Source organism: Mesorhizobium sp. 128a (genome assembly GCF_053848025.1).
On record NZ_JBSPKY010000004.1, the window covers coordinates 274427 to 287404 of the forward strand.

Annotated in this window: 16 protein-coding genes; 5 read left to right on the forward strand and 11 right to left on the reverse strand. The window is 63.1% G+C overall.

Annotated elements, in window-relative coordinates; translation table 11 throughout:
- The first annotated feature begins 34 nt into the window (after positions 1-34).
- Complete coding sequence (locus ACWTU9_RS10110; protein WP_454587265.1) at positions 35-244, forward strand: hypothetical protein; 210 nt, start codon at positions 35-37, stop codon at positions 242-244.
- Positions 245-479: 235 nt separating this feature from the next.
- Here ACWTU9_RS10110 and ACWTU9_RS10115 read toward each other — a convergent pair whose 3' ends face one another.
- Positions 480-683: a hypothetical protein gene (locus tag ACWTU9_RS10115; protein ID WP_455858279.1), complete on the reverse strand. Its 204-nt coding sequence runs from the start codon at positions 681-683 to the stop codon at positions 480-482.
- A 490-nt stretch (positions 684-1173) separates the two neighbouring features.
- Between ACWTU9_RS10115 and ACWTU9_RS10120 the strand changes: the two genes are divergently transcribed.
- Positions 1174-1443 carry a hypothetical protein gene (locus tag ACWTU9_RS10120; RefSeq protein WP_455858158.1) on the forward strand — a complete coding sequence of 90 codons (270 nt, stop codon included), beginning with the start codon at positions 1174-1176 and terminating at the stop codon, positions 1441-1443.
- Positions 1444-1508: 65 nt separating this feature from the next.
- On the opposite strand, the gene ACWTU9_RS10125 is transcribed toward ACWTU9_RS10120, so the two are convergent.
- From ACWTU9_RS10125 to ACWTU9_RS10155, 7 genes are all read right to left on the reverse strand, one after another.
- Positions 1509-1811, reverse strand: coding sequence for a hypothetical protein (locus ACWTU9_RS10125; protein WP_455858159.1), 303 nt, complete (start codon positions 1809-1811; stop codon positions 1509-1511).
- An 88-nt stretch (positions 1812-1899) separates the two neighbouring features.
- Complete coding sequence (locus ACWTU9_RS10130) at positions 1900-2442, reverse strand: MerR family transcriptional regulator (RefSeq protein ID WP_142868005.1); 543 nt, start codon at positions 2440-2442, stop codon at positions 1900-1902.
- A gap of 135 nt (positions 2443-2577) precedes the next feature.
- Complete coding sequence (locus ACWTU9_RS10135; protein ID WP_006201891.1) at positions 2578-2901, reverse strand: integration host factor subunit alpha; 324 nt, start codon at positions 2899-2901, stop codon at positions 2578-2580.
- Positions 2902-3004: 103 nt separating this feature from the next.
- Positions 3005-3976 (reverse strand): beta-ketoacyl-ACP synthase III, encoded by a 972-nt coding sequence (locus ACWTU9_RS10140; protein WP_455858160.1) that lies wholly within the window; start codon positions 3974-3976, stop codon positions 3005-3007.
- A 9-nt stretch (positions 3977-3985) separates the two neighbouring features.
- Positions 3986-5056 (reverse strand): phosphate acyltransferase PlsX, encoded by a 1071-nt coding sequence (gene plsX, locus ACWTU9_RS10145; RefSeq protein ID WP_455858161.1) that lies wholly within the window; start codon positions 5054-5056, stop codon positions 3986-3988.
- 127 nt (positions 5057-5183) lie between these two features.
- A complete protein-coding gene (locus ACWTU9_RS10150; RefSeq protein ID WP_455858162.1) occupies positions 5184-5732 on the reverse strand; it encodes a YceD family protein in 549 nt (182 codons plus the stop codon).
- A 23-nt stretch (positions 5733-5755) separates the two neighbouring features.
- Positions 5756-6298 carry a ubiquinol-cytochrome C chaperone family protein gene (locus ACWTU9_RS10155; protein ID WP_455858163.1) on the reverse strand — a complete coding sequence of 181 codons (543 nt, stop codon included), beginning with the start codon at positions 6296-6298 and terminating at the stop codon, positions 5756-5758.
- A 115-nt stretch (positions 6299-6413) separates the two neighbouring features.
- Here ACWTU9_RS10155 and ACWTU9_RS10160 point away from each other — a divergent pair, with 115 nt between their 5' ends.
- The 3 genes from ACWTU9_RS10160 (at position 6414) to ACWTU9_RS10170 (ending at position 8805) form a co-directional block, all read left to right on the forward strand.
- Positions 6414-6935, forward strand: a complete 522-nt coding sequence (locus ACWTU9_RS10160) for an outer membrane protein assembly factor BamE (protein ID WP_455858164.1) — start codon at positions 6414-6416, stop codon at positions 6933-6935.
- A 324-nt stretch (positions 6936-7259) separates the two neighbouring features.
- Positions 7260-7805 (forward strand): dTDP-4-dehydrorhamnose 3,5-epimerase family protein, encoded by a 546-nt coding sequence (locus ACWTU9_RS10165; RefSeq protein WP_455858165.1) that lies wholly within the window; start codon positions 7260-7262, stop codon positions 7803-7805.
- A gap of 1 nt (position 7806) precedes the next feature.
- Positions 7807-8805, forward strand: coding sequence for a glycosyltransferase family 2 protein (locus ACWTU9_RS10170; RefSeq protein ID WP_455858166.1), 999 nt, complete (start codon positions 7807-7809; stop codon positions 8803-8805).
- A gap of 59 nt (positions 8806-8864) precedes the next feature.
- Here the strand turns inward: ACWTU9_RS10170 and ACWTU9_RS10175 are convergent, their stop codons facing one another.
- The 3 genes from ACWTU9_RS10175 to ACWTU9_RS10185 all read right to left on the reverse strand — a co-directional run bounded on the left by ACWTU9_RS10175 (position 8865) and on the right by ACWTU9_RS10185 (position 12956).
- Entirely contained in the window at positions 8865-11006 is a 2142-nt protein-coding gene (locus tag ACWTU9_RS10175) for a sodium-translocating pyrophosphatase (protein ID WP_455858167.1), read from the reverse strand.
- Positions 11007-11268: 262 nt separating this feature from the next.
- Positions 11269-12021: an ABC transporter permease gene (locus ACWTU9_RS10180; RefSeq protein ID WP_455858168.1), complete on the reverse strand. Its 753-nt coding sequence runs from the start codon at positions 12019-12021 to the stop codon at positions 11269-11271.
- Positions 12018-12956: an ABC transporter ATP-binding protein gene (locus ACWTU9_RS10185; RefSeq protein ID WP_455858169.1), complete on the reverse strand. Its 939-nt coding sequence runs from the start codon at positions 12954-12956 to the stop codon at positions 12018-12020. The genes ACWTU9_RS10180 and ACWTU9_RS10185 overlap by 4 nt, the downstream gene beginning before the upstream one ends.
- Positions 12957-12978: the final 22 nt, after the last annotated feature.

Consider the following 12978-nt stretch of genomic DNA (forward strand, 5'->3'; position numbering starts at 1 on the left):
CAAATTCAGCCCGCGCAGAAAAGGAAACGAAGTCATGAAGAAGTCCCTCCTGTCGGCTCTCGGGCTGGCTTTCGCCCTTGCTGTCTCGCTGCCGATCATCGGCGCCAGCAGCGCGGACGCAGCTCCGATGGCGAAGAAGCATCATCACCATCGTCATCATCACCACAAGCACCACAAGAAGCATCACCGCCATCATCATCACCACCACCATCACCACAAGATGGTGGAAGCCAAGAAGGCCTGAGCCGGCTGACTTGCCCGATGGGAAGGCTGGCCCTGGAGTCCTCGCCAAGGCCGCCTTCCCATTGGTTTTTCCCATGCGGGGTGTGGCAAGGTGAAGGCAGGATTCGATGGCGCCCATGCGCCAGAAGGCGAGCAACCACAGCGCAGCCCAACGAACGTACCAGGCGCAAGGCCGAGGCAGCACAGCGGTTGCGACCTGCAGGACACCGCGGGTGTCTCAGTGTTGCCGGAACCCGCTAGGATGGCGCTGCGACCGCGAGCACTATCGCGATCAAAATCAAGAGCGGTCCCATCCATTTGAAATGCTTCGCGACCTGCACCAACCACGGCTGCTGACTTGACCGAGCCTGAAAAGGACTTTGGAGCAGTCCAAAGCCAACGCCTGTCACCCACAGCCCAACGCAGAACATGATGAACTCGTCGATGTAATTTGCGACCACGCCCCGCCTCCTCCGCCGGTATCTTTGGGTTGGCGTTATAGCCGCAGCGGGGTGGGGCAGAAAGCGCGGCGCCAAGATGGCGACAATGACTGCTGCCGCCACCTGACAGACCATCGTCTCTACGCCGGCGAGATCGTCGTCTAACCCGGCGCCGGCTATGGCACCGTCACCAATCCCGCGTTCGCCGGCGAAATCGAGCGGCTCTGGCGGCTCGATCGGTCGCATTATCTGCAGCCGCGGCACAGCGGCCTGGCGCGTGTCTATGCCAGCGCGCTTCGCGCCAAATGCATGATCGATGCCGGCCGTTCCCACCAGCGCCGGCTGTTGGCGGGGCTAAAAATCGACGCCGCGAAACGACGCGAAGAAAATTCGAACCACGCATGAACCTTTGTTCTGGAGGCCGCACTAACCCGGCATGGACGCCAGGAAGGCGATCCCCAACCAGAAGGACGCCATGACGGCGATCCCATCCAGAGAAGGAAATGCTCAAATGACCAACTTCAAGCGCATCATGCTCGCCGCGGCTTTCGTCGTCTCGGCCTTCGGTTCAGCCTCGGTTTCGACCTCGGCTTTCGCCAACGGCACACATCCCACCGGCGACGGCGGCGCAGTTTGCAAGGGCTCCGGCCATTGCCTGGTGCTCTCCATCGAGTGCAAGGGCACCTATACCGACGCCACCGACAAGAATGGCACGGTCTATGGCAAGTGCAGCCAGACCGCGCAGGTTTCGCCGCAGGGCAAGATCAAGCTCGCCAAGTAATCGGGCGTAGATCAAGGAAATGGCGGCCGTCCGAGAGACGGCCGCCATTTTCTCTCGTGCGACGTCTAGCGCCGGCTGAGCAACAGGCTGGCGACGAGACCGACCACCACCAGGCCCACAGCAGCCGCCGTTGCCGGATGGTCGCGCGCCGTCCTTTCGATCGCCCTGCCCCGCTTCCTGATTGCAGGCAGCGCGTCGCTGATGCGATCGGCAAGCTGCCCATAGTAATCCGCAGCGGCATCGCGCCCATCGTCGTAGTAACCGCCGCCGCGTTTGGCCACGGCTTTGCGCAAAGCGGCAAGCTCCTTGGAAAGGGTCGCGACCTGCTTTTCGAGATCGAGATCGGAGAGGGTCGAAAGCGATACCATGATTGTTTTCCTTCTTTTCAGAGAAGGCCAAACGCATGGCCGCAGAGCCGGTTCCGATTTTGCCTGCCTCTGGCAATTGCCTGGAGGCTTAGCGCACTTGATCGAGCAGGCGCTTGCATTCGAGGAGGTCGAACAGCGCCTCCTGCAGCAAGGCGCGGTTGTCGCGTGACAGTTTCGATGCGCCGGGCTGCACCGGACCTTCCTCCTCGGTCTTGCCCAGGCCGAAAAAGCGGCGGCTGGGCTTTACCTTGGGCTGGCCGACCAGCATCTCGTCATCCATGCCGCGCGGCTGGGCGGCCGGCGTCAGAGGCACCTGATCGGCCTGCTTGCGCTGCGAGATCGCCTCGACGGCTGCCATGTCGCCATTGCCGATGGCAACCAGGAAGTGGTTGCCGTTCTCGCGCAGAAGTTTCTGCACGCCCTTGATCGTATAGCCCTGGTCGTAGAGCATGTGGCGAATGCCCTTGATCAGTTCGACATCCTGCGGCCGGTAGTAGCGGCGGCCGCCGCCGCGCTTCATCGGCTTGATCTGGTTGAAACGGGTTTCCCAGAAGCGCAGCACGTGCTGCGGCAGATCGAGATCCTCCGCAACCTCGCTGATGGTGCGGAAAGCGTCGGGGCTCTTGTCCATGGGCGAAATCCTCACGCTGGACGGCGATCCAGCCTAGTCTGCCGAATCGGGTATTATTTCAGCGGTTTATGAAACAACATTCAAGCCCGGCGTCAAACCGACGGCCGTTTTCAACCGAAGGTTTCGGCAGAAGGCTTATTTGCCGCCCTTGGCCTTGCTGTTCTGATGCGAGCGCAAGATGCGGCTCTTGAGCACATTCGACGACTTGAAGGTCATCACCCGGCGCGGCAGGATCGGCACTTCCTCGCCGGTCTTGGGATTGCGGCCGATGCGTTCGTTCTTGGAACGGACATGGAAGGTGGCGAAGGATGACAGCTTCACCGTCTCGCCGCGCACGATGGCTTCGCAGATTTCGTCCAGTACCGCTTCGACGAGTTCTGCCGATTCAGTGCGCGACAGGCCGACCTTCCGGTAAACAGCTTCGGCAAGGTCGGCGCGCGTAAGTGTCTTTCCCCCCATGCGACCGTCCCATCAGCTCTAAAAACATAAATCTGTACAAGCAAAGGCAGAGCCTAAGTAATTGATCCGTCAAGGTCAAGGACCGAACCGGACCGTTCGGCACTTACCAGCGAACGAGAACCGCGCCCCAGGTGAAGCCGCCGCCCATCGCTTCCAGGAGCACGAGGTCGCCCTTCTTGATACGGCCGTCGGCGACCGCCACCGAAAGCGCCAGCGGCACGGAAGCAGCCGAGGTGTTACCGTGCAAATCGACGGTGACCACCACCTTTTGTTCGGCAATCCCGAGCTTCTTGGCCGAAGCGTCAATAATGCGTTTATTGGCCTGATGCGGCACGAACCAGTCGAGGTCGTCGGCTGTGATGCCAGCCTGCGAAAACGTCGCCTCGATGACGTCGGTGATCATGCCGACGGCATGCTTGAATACTTCGCGGCCTTCCATCCTGAGATGGCCGACCGTGCCGGTGGTCGAGGGGCCGCCATCGACGAAAAGCTTGTCCTTGTGGGCGCCGTCGGAGCGCAGGCTCATCGCCAGCACGCCACGGTCGGAAATGCCGCCGGTGCCTTCATCCGCTTCCAGCACCAGCGCACCGGCGCCGTCGCCGAACAAGACGCAGGTCGAGCGGTCGCTCCAGTCGAGGATGCGCGAAAACGTCTCGGCGCCGATCACCAGCACGCGCTTCGCCAGACCGCCTCTGATGTAGAGGTCGGCGGTGGTAACCGCATAGACGAAGCCCGAGCACACCGCCTGCATGTCGAAGGCAAAGCCGTGATGCATGCCGAGCAGGTTCTGGATGTCGACTGCGGTCGCCGGAAATGTGTTGTTGGGCGTCGAGGTCGCAAGCACGATGATATCAATGTCGGCCGGCGTCAGCCCGGCGCTGTCTAGGGCGGCGCGCGCGGCGGCCTCGCCCAGCGACGCGGTCGTCTCGTCATCGGCCGCGATATGGCGCTGGCGGATGCCGGTGCGCTGGGCGATCCACTCGTCGGAGGTCTCGACCATGCCTTCGAAATCGGCATTCTTCATGATGCGGCGGGGCAGCGCGGCACCGGTGCCGCGCACGACTGATCTGATCAAGGTTCTTTCCTATTCCTTTGCGTCGACGACGGCGTCGGCTTTCCTGTTTGCCTGGGCATGCGGATTGCGCGCATGGAACAGATCGAGATCGGCCTCGATGCGGTCGATCAGATTGTTGCGCACCATATCGTAGCCAAGCTCGATCGCTGCCGCAAAACCGTCAGAATCGGCGCCGCCATGGCTTTTCACCACGATGCCGTTCAGACCCAGGAAGACACCGCCATTGGAGCGGCCCGGATCGAGCTTTTGGCGCAGGCGGTCAAAGGCGCCCTTGGCGAAGACATAGCCGATCCTGGCCATCAGCGTGCGGCTCATCGCGGCGCGCAGATAGCCTGAGATCTGGCGCACCGTGCCTTCCGCCGTCTTGAGCGCGATGTTGCCGGCAAATCCTTCGGTGACGACCACATCGACCGTGCCCTTGCCGATGTCGTCACCTTCGACGAAGCCGTGGTAATTCATCGAAGCCATATTGGCCTCGCGCAGCATGCGCCCGGCTTCCTTGACCTCTTCCTGGCCCTTGATCTCCTCGACGCCGACATTGAGCAGGCCGACTTTCGGGCGATCGATGCCGAACACCGAACGCGCCATGCCGGTGCCGAGAATGGCAAAATCGATCAGCTGATGCGCATCGGCGCCGATCGTGGCGCCGACGTCCAGCACAACGCTCTCGCCACGCATTGTCGGCCAGATCGCCGCGATCGCCGGGCGGTCGATGGTGGCCATGGTGCGCAGGCAGAATTTCGACATCGCCATCAGCGCGCCGGTGTTGCCAGCCGAAATACAGGCCTGCGCGGTGCCTGATTTGACCGCTTCGACCGCCTTCCACATCGACGACTTCCAGCGGCCATGGCGCAGCGCCTGGCTCGGCTTGTCGTCCATCCTGACCGCGATCTCGCAATGGTGGAACTCGCTGACCTCGGCCAGTTTGGGGAATTTGGCGAGCTCGGGGCGCACCACCTCTTCGCGACCATAGATGATGAAGCGAATGTCGGGACGCCTAACAGCGACCGTCATGAGTGCCGGGATGACCACGTTTGGCCCGTGATCGCCACCCATGGCATCGATGGAAATCCTGATCACGCGGTCTTTATCTCACTAGCTTGGGTCAGGGCACGTGGCCCGCGAAACACGAGGGTTCGCGAAGGTTCGGCGAAAATAGCGGTTTTGGGCTGCCGCACAACCGACTTTTCTCCGATCGCATCGTGTTTTAGGATTTTCCAAGCAAGGATCGCAGCTTTTGCTGGAATTCGTTCTCGACCGGTTCGTCCGGGCTGGCGGCATCCAGCGAGGCGCCGGACTTGCGTGGATAGGGATCGATCGCCAGCCCGAAGAACTGTTCGGCGAGCGCGCCGACATCGATCGTATCGCCGGAGAAGGTTTCCGGGCCGTCTGGCCCGTCGGCATCGAGGAGGATTTCGCCGCCGCCTTCGAAACCCTGGCGTCCGAGCTTGGATTGCTCCGGCAGGAACAGCGCCTCGACCTCCTCGTCGATATGGGCCGCGACCGGCTCGAGGGTAACGATACACGCCTGGGTGATATCGGCCTCGACGCGACCACTGACCTTGACGCCGTTGCGCTTCCATGGCGCCACCAGCAACTCGGCGCGGTAGTTTTCGACCGAGAGCAGCTCGTGCTCTGCCGCAAGGGCGGCGCGCTGCGCCGGGTCGGCATCGATCACGACCGGGAGGCCTTTTTGCGGCAGGCGACCGACATTGGCCTTGAATGATACCGGGCTCGGCGTGTCCGCATGTTTCATCTCAGCCTCCCTCTTGATTTCCTTCATTGCGCCTTGGCGACGGGAAACGCCACCGTGCCGGAGAGGATCGATTCGGACGGCTGCGCCTCAAGCTGCCTTGCGGCATCGATCACATAGGACGCCAGCGGCAGGGCCTGCGGCCAGGCGCCGGCGTCGGGCCTGACATTGCGTGCCAGGGCTGCAGCAAGCGCATCGCCATCACGGCGTTCCAGCGCGTCGTCATAGGCGGCGGTACGGCCGTAGAACATTTTCGCCAGCCTCTTCATGCGCTTCGGCACGCCGACATCGCCAACACCCAGCTCCCGCAGCGAATGCTCGACATCGAGAAAGAACTCGTCGATCAAGACCTGCGCGACCTCTTGCGCGACGCCCTCTTCGCCTCGCAGCCGGTGCTGAAACAGGAACATGTGCAGCGACAGCATCTCGAAACGGCCGAGCGGCGTGTCCGGCACATTCCAGTCGGAATAAAACACTGTCTGCCGCGCCGCTGCCACGATTTGTGCGTACAGCGCCTCGGTGATAGCGCGGTTGGCGTTGCGTTCGCGGCCAAAAAGGCGCTGGAACATTGAGGGTGGTCTCCTGGGGACCTTTTGTTTGAATTGGCCTTGTTGCATCGGCAAGCAAGCTGGTTTACCGGTTTTGCCGCCCAGCGCAAGTTGCGGTCAGCTAATGGAGTTGTTGTTGCGCGCGCTGAAATTCAAGTCGACTTTGCTGCCCGGGGCAACCGCGGCGGTTTCTCTGGTGTTGGTGGCTTCCGCGCTGTCAGGCTGCAATTCGTCCAAGATGTTCGGCGACCTTACCCCGGGCGAGACGTTGACGCAGGGCTATGTCATCGACCAGCAGGCGGTCGACTCGGTGCCGGTAGGCTCCAGCCGCGAACAGGTGCTTCTGGCGCTCGGCACGCCGTCGACGACGGCAACTTTCGACAACGAGGCCTTCTATTACATCTCGCAGACGCGCAAGCGCTATGTCGCCTTCGACAAGCCGCACCTGGTCGACCAGAAAGTGCTGGCGGTCTATTTCGGCGATGACGGGCGCGTTACCCAGATCGCCAATTATGGCCTGAAGGACGGCAAGATCTTCGACTTCATCTCGCGCACCACGCCAACCGGCGGCAAGGACCAGAATTTCCTCAGCCAGATCATCAACGGCGCAAGCAAGCTGGCGCCCGGCATTCCCGGCGGCGGCGGCGGCGGCGCCTGAGAAGCGGCCACGCTTCCTCAAGATTTTTCACCTTGCTTCGTTCGAAGCAAACACCATCTCAGGCGACCAAAAGCCCGCGGGAGCGATCCCGCGGGCTTTTGTTTTGAGGTCATGCCGCCTCGCCCGTCGCGGTTTGCCGCGCGTAACCGGTTCGACCGCCGGGCTCCAGCGAGGCGTGTTGCACAGCCACGCTCTGCCGTGCTTCCGACGGCGTCATGCCGAAATGACGGCGGGAGGCGTGACGCATACTTGCCAGCGACCGGCCAAATTCGTATCAGACCATGCTGGCCAATTGGGGGCATCACGCTGAATTGGGAGCACCCCGTGCAGGACAAAAACCGGACAATACCGACCGGCTGGATGGCGACCGGAACGGCCGACGGCCAGGTGGTCACGCCGGACTGGATGCCCATCGAGCCGGTGGCGATCGATGGCGTGAGGGTCAAGGAGATCAGGCCGGTCGCTACCTCCACCGGCTATCTGACCGAGATTTTCCGCGAGGAATGGGAACTCAATTCCGAACCGGTCGGCCAGGTCTTCCAACGCACCTTGTATCCCGGCGCGGTGACAGGCTGGCATGCGCATGCAGAGACCACCGACCGGCTGTTCTGCTGCGTCGGCAGCGTTCGCATTTCGCTTTTCGATGGGCGCAAGGCCTCGCCGACCTTCGGCGCCGTCTGGCACAAGATCCTTGGCCCGTTGCGCCCGGCGGTGGTCATCATTCCGCCCGGCATTTGGCACGGCATTGTTTCGCTTGGAGCGGAAACGGCAGTGGTGCTCAATCTCGTCGACAAGGCCTACGCCTATGATCAGCCCGATCACTGGCGCCTGCCGCCGGATACCGACCACATCCCCTACAAGCTGGTGTAGCGTGGAAGCATCCGGGCAGCGCGATCAGACCGGCAGCCAACCACTGGTCTCGGTCGTCATCGCGACGCACAACCGGCCGGCAGCACTGCGGCAGGCGCTGACCAGCGTCATGCACCAGACGCTGCAGGACTGGGAAGCCCTGGTCATCGGCGATGGCTGCAAGCCGGATACGGCGGCCGTCGTCGCTGAATTTCGCGATGCCCGCATCGCCTATGTCGATCTCCCGGTCAATTTCGGCGAACAGTCGGGACCCAACAATATCGGCTTTGCCAGGGCGCGTGGCCGCTTCGTCGCTTTGCTCAACCATGACGATCTGTGGTTTCCCGACCATCTGGCGGCGATGACCGGCTGGATAGACGCGACGGGCGCTGACGTGGTGCTGGCGCGCGGCGCAGTCATTCGGCCGCCATCGGTCCCTGGCGATACCGGCGACTTGATCTTCGGGCTCGGCAAGGACGGCTTCTACGACCCTGTTACCACGGAAGCGTTCGGTTCGGCGCAAATGTTCCGCCGGGCTTCCTTCGGCCTGCTCGGGCCCTGGCGGCCGGCCAGCCAGTGTTTTTGCGAAAGTTCGCAGGACTGGCTGTTTCGAGCGTGGTGGAAAGGCGCGGTGATCGCGACGATGCCGCACCTGACCGTGGTCAAGCTGCACTCCGGCATCCGCAAGGGTTCCTATCTCGACGACAAGGCGCAGGAGCAGGAGGACCTTCTCAACGCCATGCAGGCGCCGGACGCCTTGCGCGTGAAAATCCTGGGCCGTGCGCGCGACCCTGTGAGGCTGAAGGCATCGAGCTATCTGCGGCGCAGGCTGATGGCGGCGTTTGGCATCCACCCCCGCGCCCGCTCCTTCCGCCGCAAGCACAAGCGGGGCGCCTTCGTCGCCATGCTGCGTCGCGGGCGCGGCCTTGCGCCGATGCCGGAACGCGAGCCGAACGCGGGCGAATTGCTCGACCGCTACAGCAAGCGCAGCGATTGCGAGACTGGACCGGAAAAAAACTGAAGCAAACAAAAACCCGCGGGATCGCTCCCGCGGGTTTTTTCTGAAGGAGCTGAATTGCCTCAGCCGTGCGCGAGCACGGCCAGCAGCAGCAGCGCGACGATGTTGGTGATCTTGATCGCCGGGTTGACCGCCGGACCGGCGGTGTCCTTGTAGGGATCGCCGACCGTATCGCCGGTGACAGAAGCCTTGTGGGCTTCGGAGCCCTTGAGGTGCTTGACGCCGTTCTTGTCGACAAAGCCGTCTTCGAACGATTTTTTCGCGTTGTCCCAGGCGCCGCCGCCCGACGTCATCGAGATGGCGACGAACAGGCCGTTGACGATGACGCCGAGCAGCGAGGCGCCGAGCGCGGCAAAGGCGGACGCCTTCGAGCCCGAGATCAGCAGCACGCCGAAATAGACGACGAGCGGGGCCAGCACCGGCAGCAGCGACGGGATGATCATTTCCCGGATCGCAGCCTTGGTCAAAAGATCGACGGCGCGCGCATAGTTTGGCTTGGAGGTCCCGGCCATGATGCCCGGATCCTCGCGGAACTGCTTGCGCACCTCCTCGACGATGGCGCCCGCCGCACGGCCGACAGCCGTCATGGCAATGCCGCCGAACAGATACGGGATGAGGCCGCCGAAGATCAGGCCGGCGACGACGTAGGGGTTGGAAAGATCGAAGGAGATGTCGCCCATACCCTGGAAGTAGGGATATTTGTCGCCGTTGGCGGCAAAGAACTTCAGGTCATTCGAGTAGGCGGCAAACAGCACCAGCGCACCGAGGCCGGCCGAACCGATGGCATAGCCCTTGGTCACCGCCTTGGTGGTGTTGCCGACCGCGTCGAGCGCGTCGGTGGAGTGGCGCACTTCCTTGGGCAGGCCGGCCATTTCGGCAATGCCGCCGGCATTGTCGGTGACCGGGCCGAAGGCGTCGAGCGCGACGATCATGCCGGCCAGGCCGAGCATGGTGGTGACTGCGATCGCCGTGCCGTAAAGGCCGGCAAGCTGGTAGGTCGAGATGATGCCGCCGACGATGACGATGGCCGGAAGTGCCGTCGATTCCAGGGAAACCGCGAGGCCCTGGATGACATTGGTGCCGTGACCGGTCACCGAAGCCTGGGCAATCGAGTTGACGGGGCGCTTGTTGGTGCCGGTGTAGTATTCGGTGATCACCACGATCAAACCGGTCACCACGAGGCCGATCAGGCCGCAGATGAACAGGTTCTTGCCGGTGATGGCCATGCCGGCAACGGTGCCGATTTCACCCCAACCGAGGCATACCGAAGTAGCCACGGCGAGGCCGGCGATCGACAGCAGGCCGGTGACGATCAGGCCCTTGTAGAGCGCGCCCATGATCGAGCCGTTGGAACCGAGCTTGACGAAGAAGGTGCCGACGATCGAGGTCAGGATGCACGCGCCGCAGATGGCCAGCGGATAGAGCATCGCAGCGCCGAGGATCGCGGTGCCGCCGAAGAAGATGGCGCCCAGCACCATGGTGGCAACGACCGTCACCGCATAGGTCTCAAACAGGTCGGCGGCCATGCCGGCGCAGTCGCCGACATTGTCGCCGACATTGTCGGCGATGGTGGCCGGGTTGCGCGGATCGTCTTCAGGGATACCGGCTTCGACCTTGCCGACGAGATCGCCGCCGACGTCGGCGCCCTTGGTAAAGATGCCGCCGCCGAGACGGGCGAAGATCGAGATCAGCGAGGCGCCGAAGCCGAGCGAAACCAGCGAGTCGATGACGATGCGGTCATTGGGCTGCAGGCCCATCGGGCCGGTCAGGATCAGGTAGTAGATCGAGACGCCGAGCAGAGCCAGGCCCGCTACCAGCATGCCGGTGATGGCGCCCGACTTGAAGGCGATGTCGAGGCCGGCGGCAAGGCTGTTCGACGCTGCCTGCGCGGTGCGCACATTGGCGCGCACCGAGACGTGCATGCCGATGAAGCCGGCAGCGCCTGAAAGCACGGCGCCGATCAGGAAGCCGATCGCTGCGGTGATCGAGAGCAGCCACCAGGCGAGAATGAGCACGACCACGCCGACAATGGCAATGGTGGTGTACTGGCGCGCCAGATAGGCCTGCGCGCCTTCGCGGATGGCGGCGGAGATTTCCTGCATGCGCTGATTGCCCTGATCGGACGCGAGGACCGATCGTGTCGCCCAAATGGCGTAGAGGACAGAAAGCAAACCGCAGGCGATGACAGCGGAAATGATGGTCATTGCCGAATTTTCCTCGATTGGTGGCCCAAAAGAACCCCTCCCTGGGCCGTTGAGACGGGAAACAGATGCCGGCAGGCGGAATCCGCTCCTTCGCTGGCGTGTATGCGAAACAGGGGTTGGAACGTCAAGATATTGTTCGGTTTTTGCCCGCCTTTCAGCCAAAAGGGGTTAGACCAGAACATTGTAGTCGCTGCGGCCTTGCTATTAGATCGATTGAAATGACGCTACGTCAGTCAGTCGTGGCGCGCGGTCCGGCCGAAGATCAGCCGCCGGTCTCCTGCCCCATGCGGCCAGCGGTGTAGCGTTCGATCGCCGACAGCCCGTCATAGATCAGCACCGCAAGGGCGGCGACGATCAGGCCGCCTTGCAGGACGAAGGCAAGATTGTTGGACAAAAGGCCAGCGATGATCACCTCGCCCAGCGTCTTGGCGGCAACCGTCGAGCCGATTGTTGCGGTGGCCAGGCTGATCACCACCGATAGCCTAATGCCGCCCAGGATGATCGGCGCGCTGAGCGGCAGTTCGACCTTGATCAGCCTCTGCCAGCCGGTCATGCCGGCGCCGCGCGCAGCCTCCATGACATTGCCCGGCAGCGTCGTCAGACCGGTCAGTGCGTTCTCGAAGATCGGCAGCAGGCCGTAGAGGAACAGCGCAATCAGCGTCGGCTTCTCGCCGAAGCCGACGGCGGGCACCGCCAGCGCGAGAACCGCCACTGGCGGGAAGGTTTGGCCGATATTGACCAGGCTGCGCGACAGCGGCAGGAACTCGGCTCCGGCCGGCCGGGTGACGAGGATGGCAAGTGCCACCGCGACCATGGTGGCCGCGAGCGTCGCAATCAGCACGGTCCTCAGATGCAGCAGTGTCAGCGTCAGCAGGCTGCCCTGATTGTAGATCGCCGGCGCATTGTTTTCCGTCAGCGGCTTCAACATCGGCTCGAACCAGCCGGGATTGGTGACGAAGGCAACAAGCAGCACCACCAGGGCAAGCCTGAGCAGCGAAGGCAGCCAGGCTTTCATGCCGGCCTCGCCGCACGCTTGACCAGGCCATCGACGGTGACGCGGCCGAGCGGCTTGCCGTCTTCGCCTTTGACGGGCAACGCCGGCCGGCCCGACCACAGGAGTTCCGCCAATGCATCGCGCTGGCTGGCATCGCCGGGGATCGCCTCGCCGTCCGCTGTCCCCTTCTCCACGGCGTCGCGCACGCGGCCGAGCGACAAAAGCCGGAACGGCTTTTCGCTGGCGCCGACCAGGGTTTCGACGAAGGCGCTTGCCGGCCGCGCCAGGATCTCTTCCGGCTTGGCATATTGCACCAGCTTTCCGGCATCCATGACGGCGATCTTGTCACCCATATGAACCGCCTCTTCCATGTCGTGGGTGACGAGGATGATGGTGGTGCCGAAGCGTTTCTGGATCGCCAGCAAATCTTCCTGGGCCTTGGTGCGGATGATCGGATCGAGCGCGCCGAACGGCTCGTCCATGAGAAGCACATTGGGTTCGGCGGCGAGCGCGCGGGCGACGCCGACGCGCTGCTGCTGGCCGCCGGACAGCTCGTGCGGATAGCGCGGGCCATAGGCCTGAGGGTCGAGCTGATAGAGTGTCATCAGTTCGTCGACGCGAGCCTTGATGCGGTCCTTGTCCCAGCCGAGCAGCACCGGCACGGTGGCGATGTTCTGCGCCACCGTTCGGTGCGGGAACAGACCGTGGCCCTGGATGGCGTAGCCGATACTGCGGCGCAGCTCGTAGCCCGGCAGCGAACGGTTGTCTTTGCCGTCGAGCTTGATCACACCAGCAGTCGGCTCGACCAGCCGGTTGATCATTCTGAGCAGCGTCGTCTTGCCGGAGCCGGAGGTGCCGACGATGACGCAGACCGTGCGCGGTTCGATGACCATCGAGACGTCGTCGACCACGGTCGTTGCGTCATAACGCTTGGTAATGCCTTCGATCTCGATCATGCCGTTTCAACCCTGCGCCCAG

What these genes read in the sequence shown, in the direction of transcription:
- ACWTU9_RS10125 (WP_455858159.1), bottom strand. Translation starts at nt 1,811, where the DNA reads ATGGTATCGCTTTCGACCCTCTCCGATCTCGATCTCGAAAAGCAGGTC.
- ACWTU9_RS10185 (WP_455858169.1), bottom strand. Translation starts at nt 12,956, where the DNA reads ATGATCGAGATCGAAGGCATTACCAAGCGTTATGACGCAACGACCGTG.
- ACWTU9_RS10120 (WP_455858158.1), top strand. Translation starts at nt 1,174, where the DNA reads ATGACCAACTTCAAGCGCATCATGCTCGCCGCGGCTTTCGTCGTCTCG.
- ACWTU9_RS10135 (WP_006201891.1), bottom strand. Translation starts at nt 2,901, where the DNA reads ATGGGGGGAAAGACACTTACGCGCGCCGACCTTGCCGAAGCTGTTTAC.
- ACWTU9_RS10155 (WP_455858163.1), bottom strand. Translation starts at nt 6,298, where the DNA reads ATGTTCCAGCGCCTTTTTGGCCGCGAACGCAACGCCAACCGCGCTATC.
- ACWTU9_RS10175 (WP_455858167.1), bottom strand. Translation starts at nt 11,006, where the DNA reads ATGACCATCATTTCCGCTGTCATCGCCTGCGGTTTGCTTTCTGTCCTC.
- ACWTU9_RS10150 (WP_455858162.1), bottom strand. Translation starts at nt 5,732, where the DNA reads ATGAAACATGCGGACACGCCGAGCCCGGTATCATTCAAGGCCAATGTC.
- ACWTU9_RS10130 (WP_142868005.1), bottom strand. Translation starts at nt 2,442, where the DNA reads ATGGACAAGAGCCCCGACGCTTTCCGCACCATCAGCGAGGTTGCGGAG.
- ACWTU9_RS10110 (WP_454587265.1), top strand. Translation starts at nt 35, where the DNA reads ATGAAGAAGTCCCTCCTGTCGGCTCTCGGGCTGGCTTTCGCCCTTGCT.
- ACWTU9_RS10180 (WP_455858168.1), bottom strand. Translation starts at nt 12,021, where the DNA reads ATGAAAGCCTGGCTGCCTTCGCTGCTCAGGCTTGCCCTGGTGGTGCTG.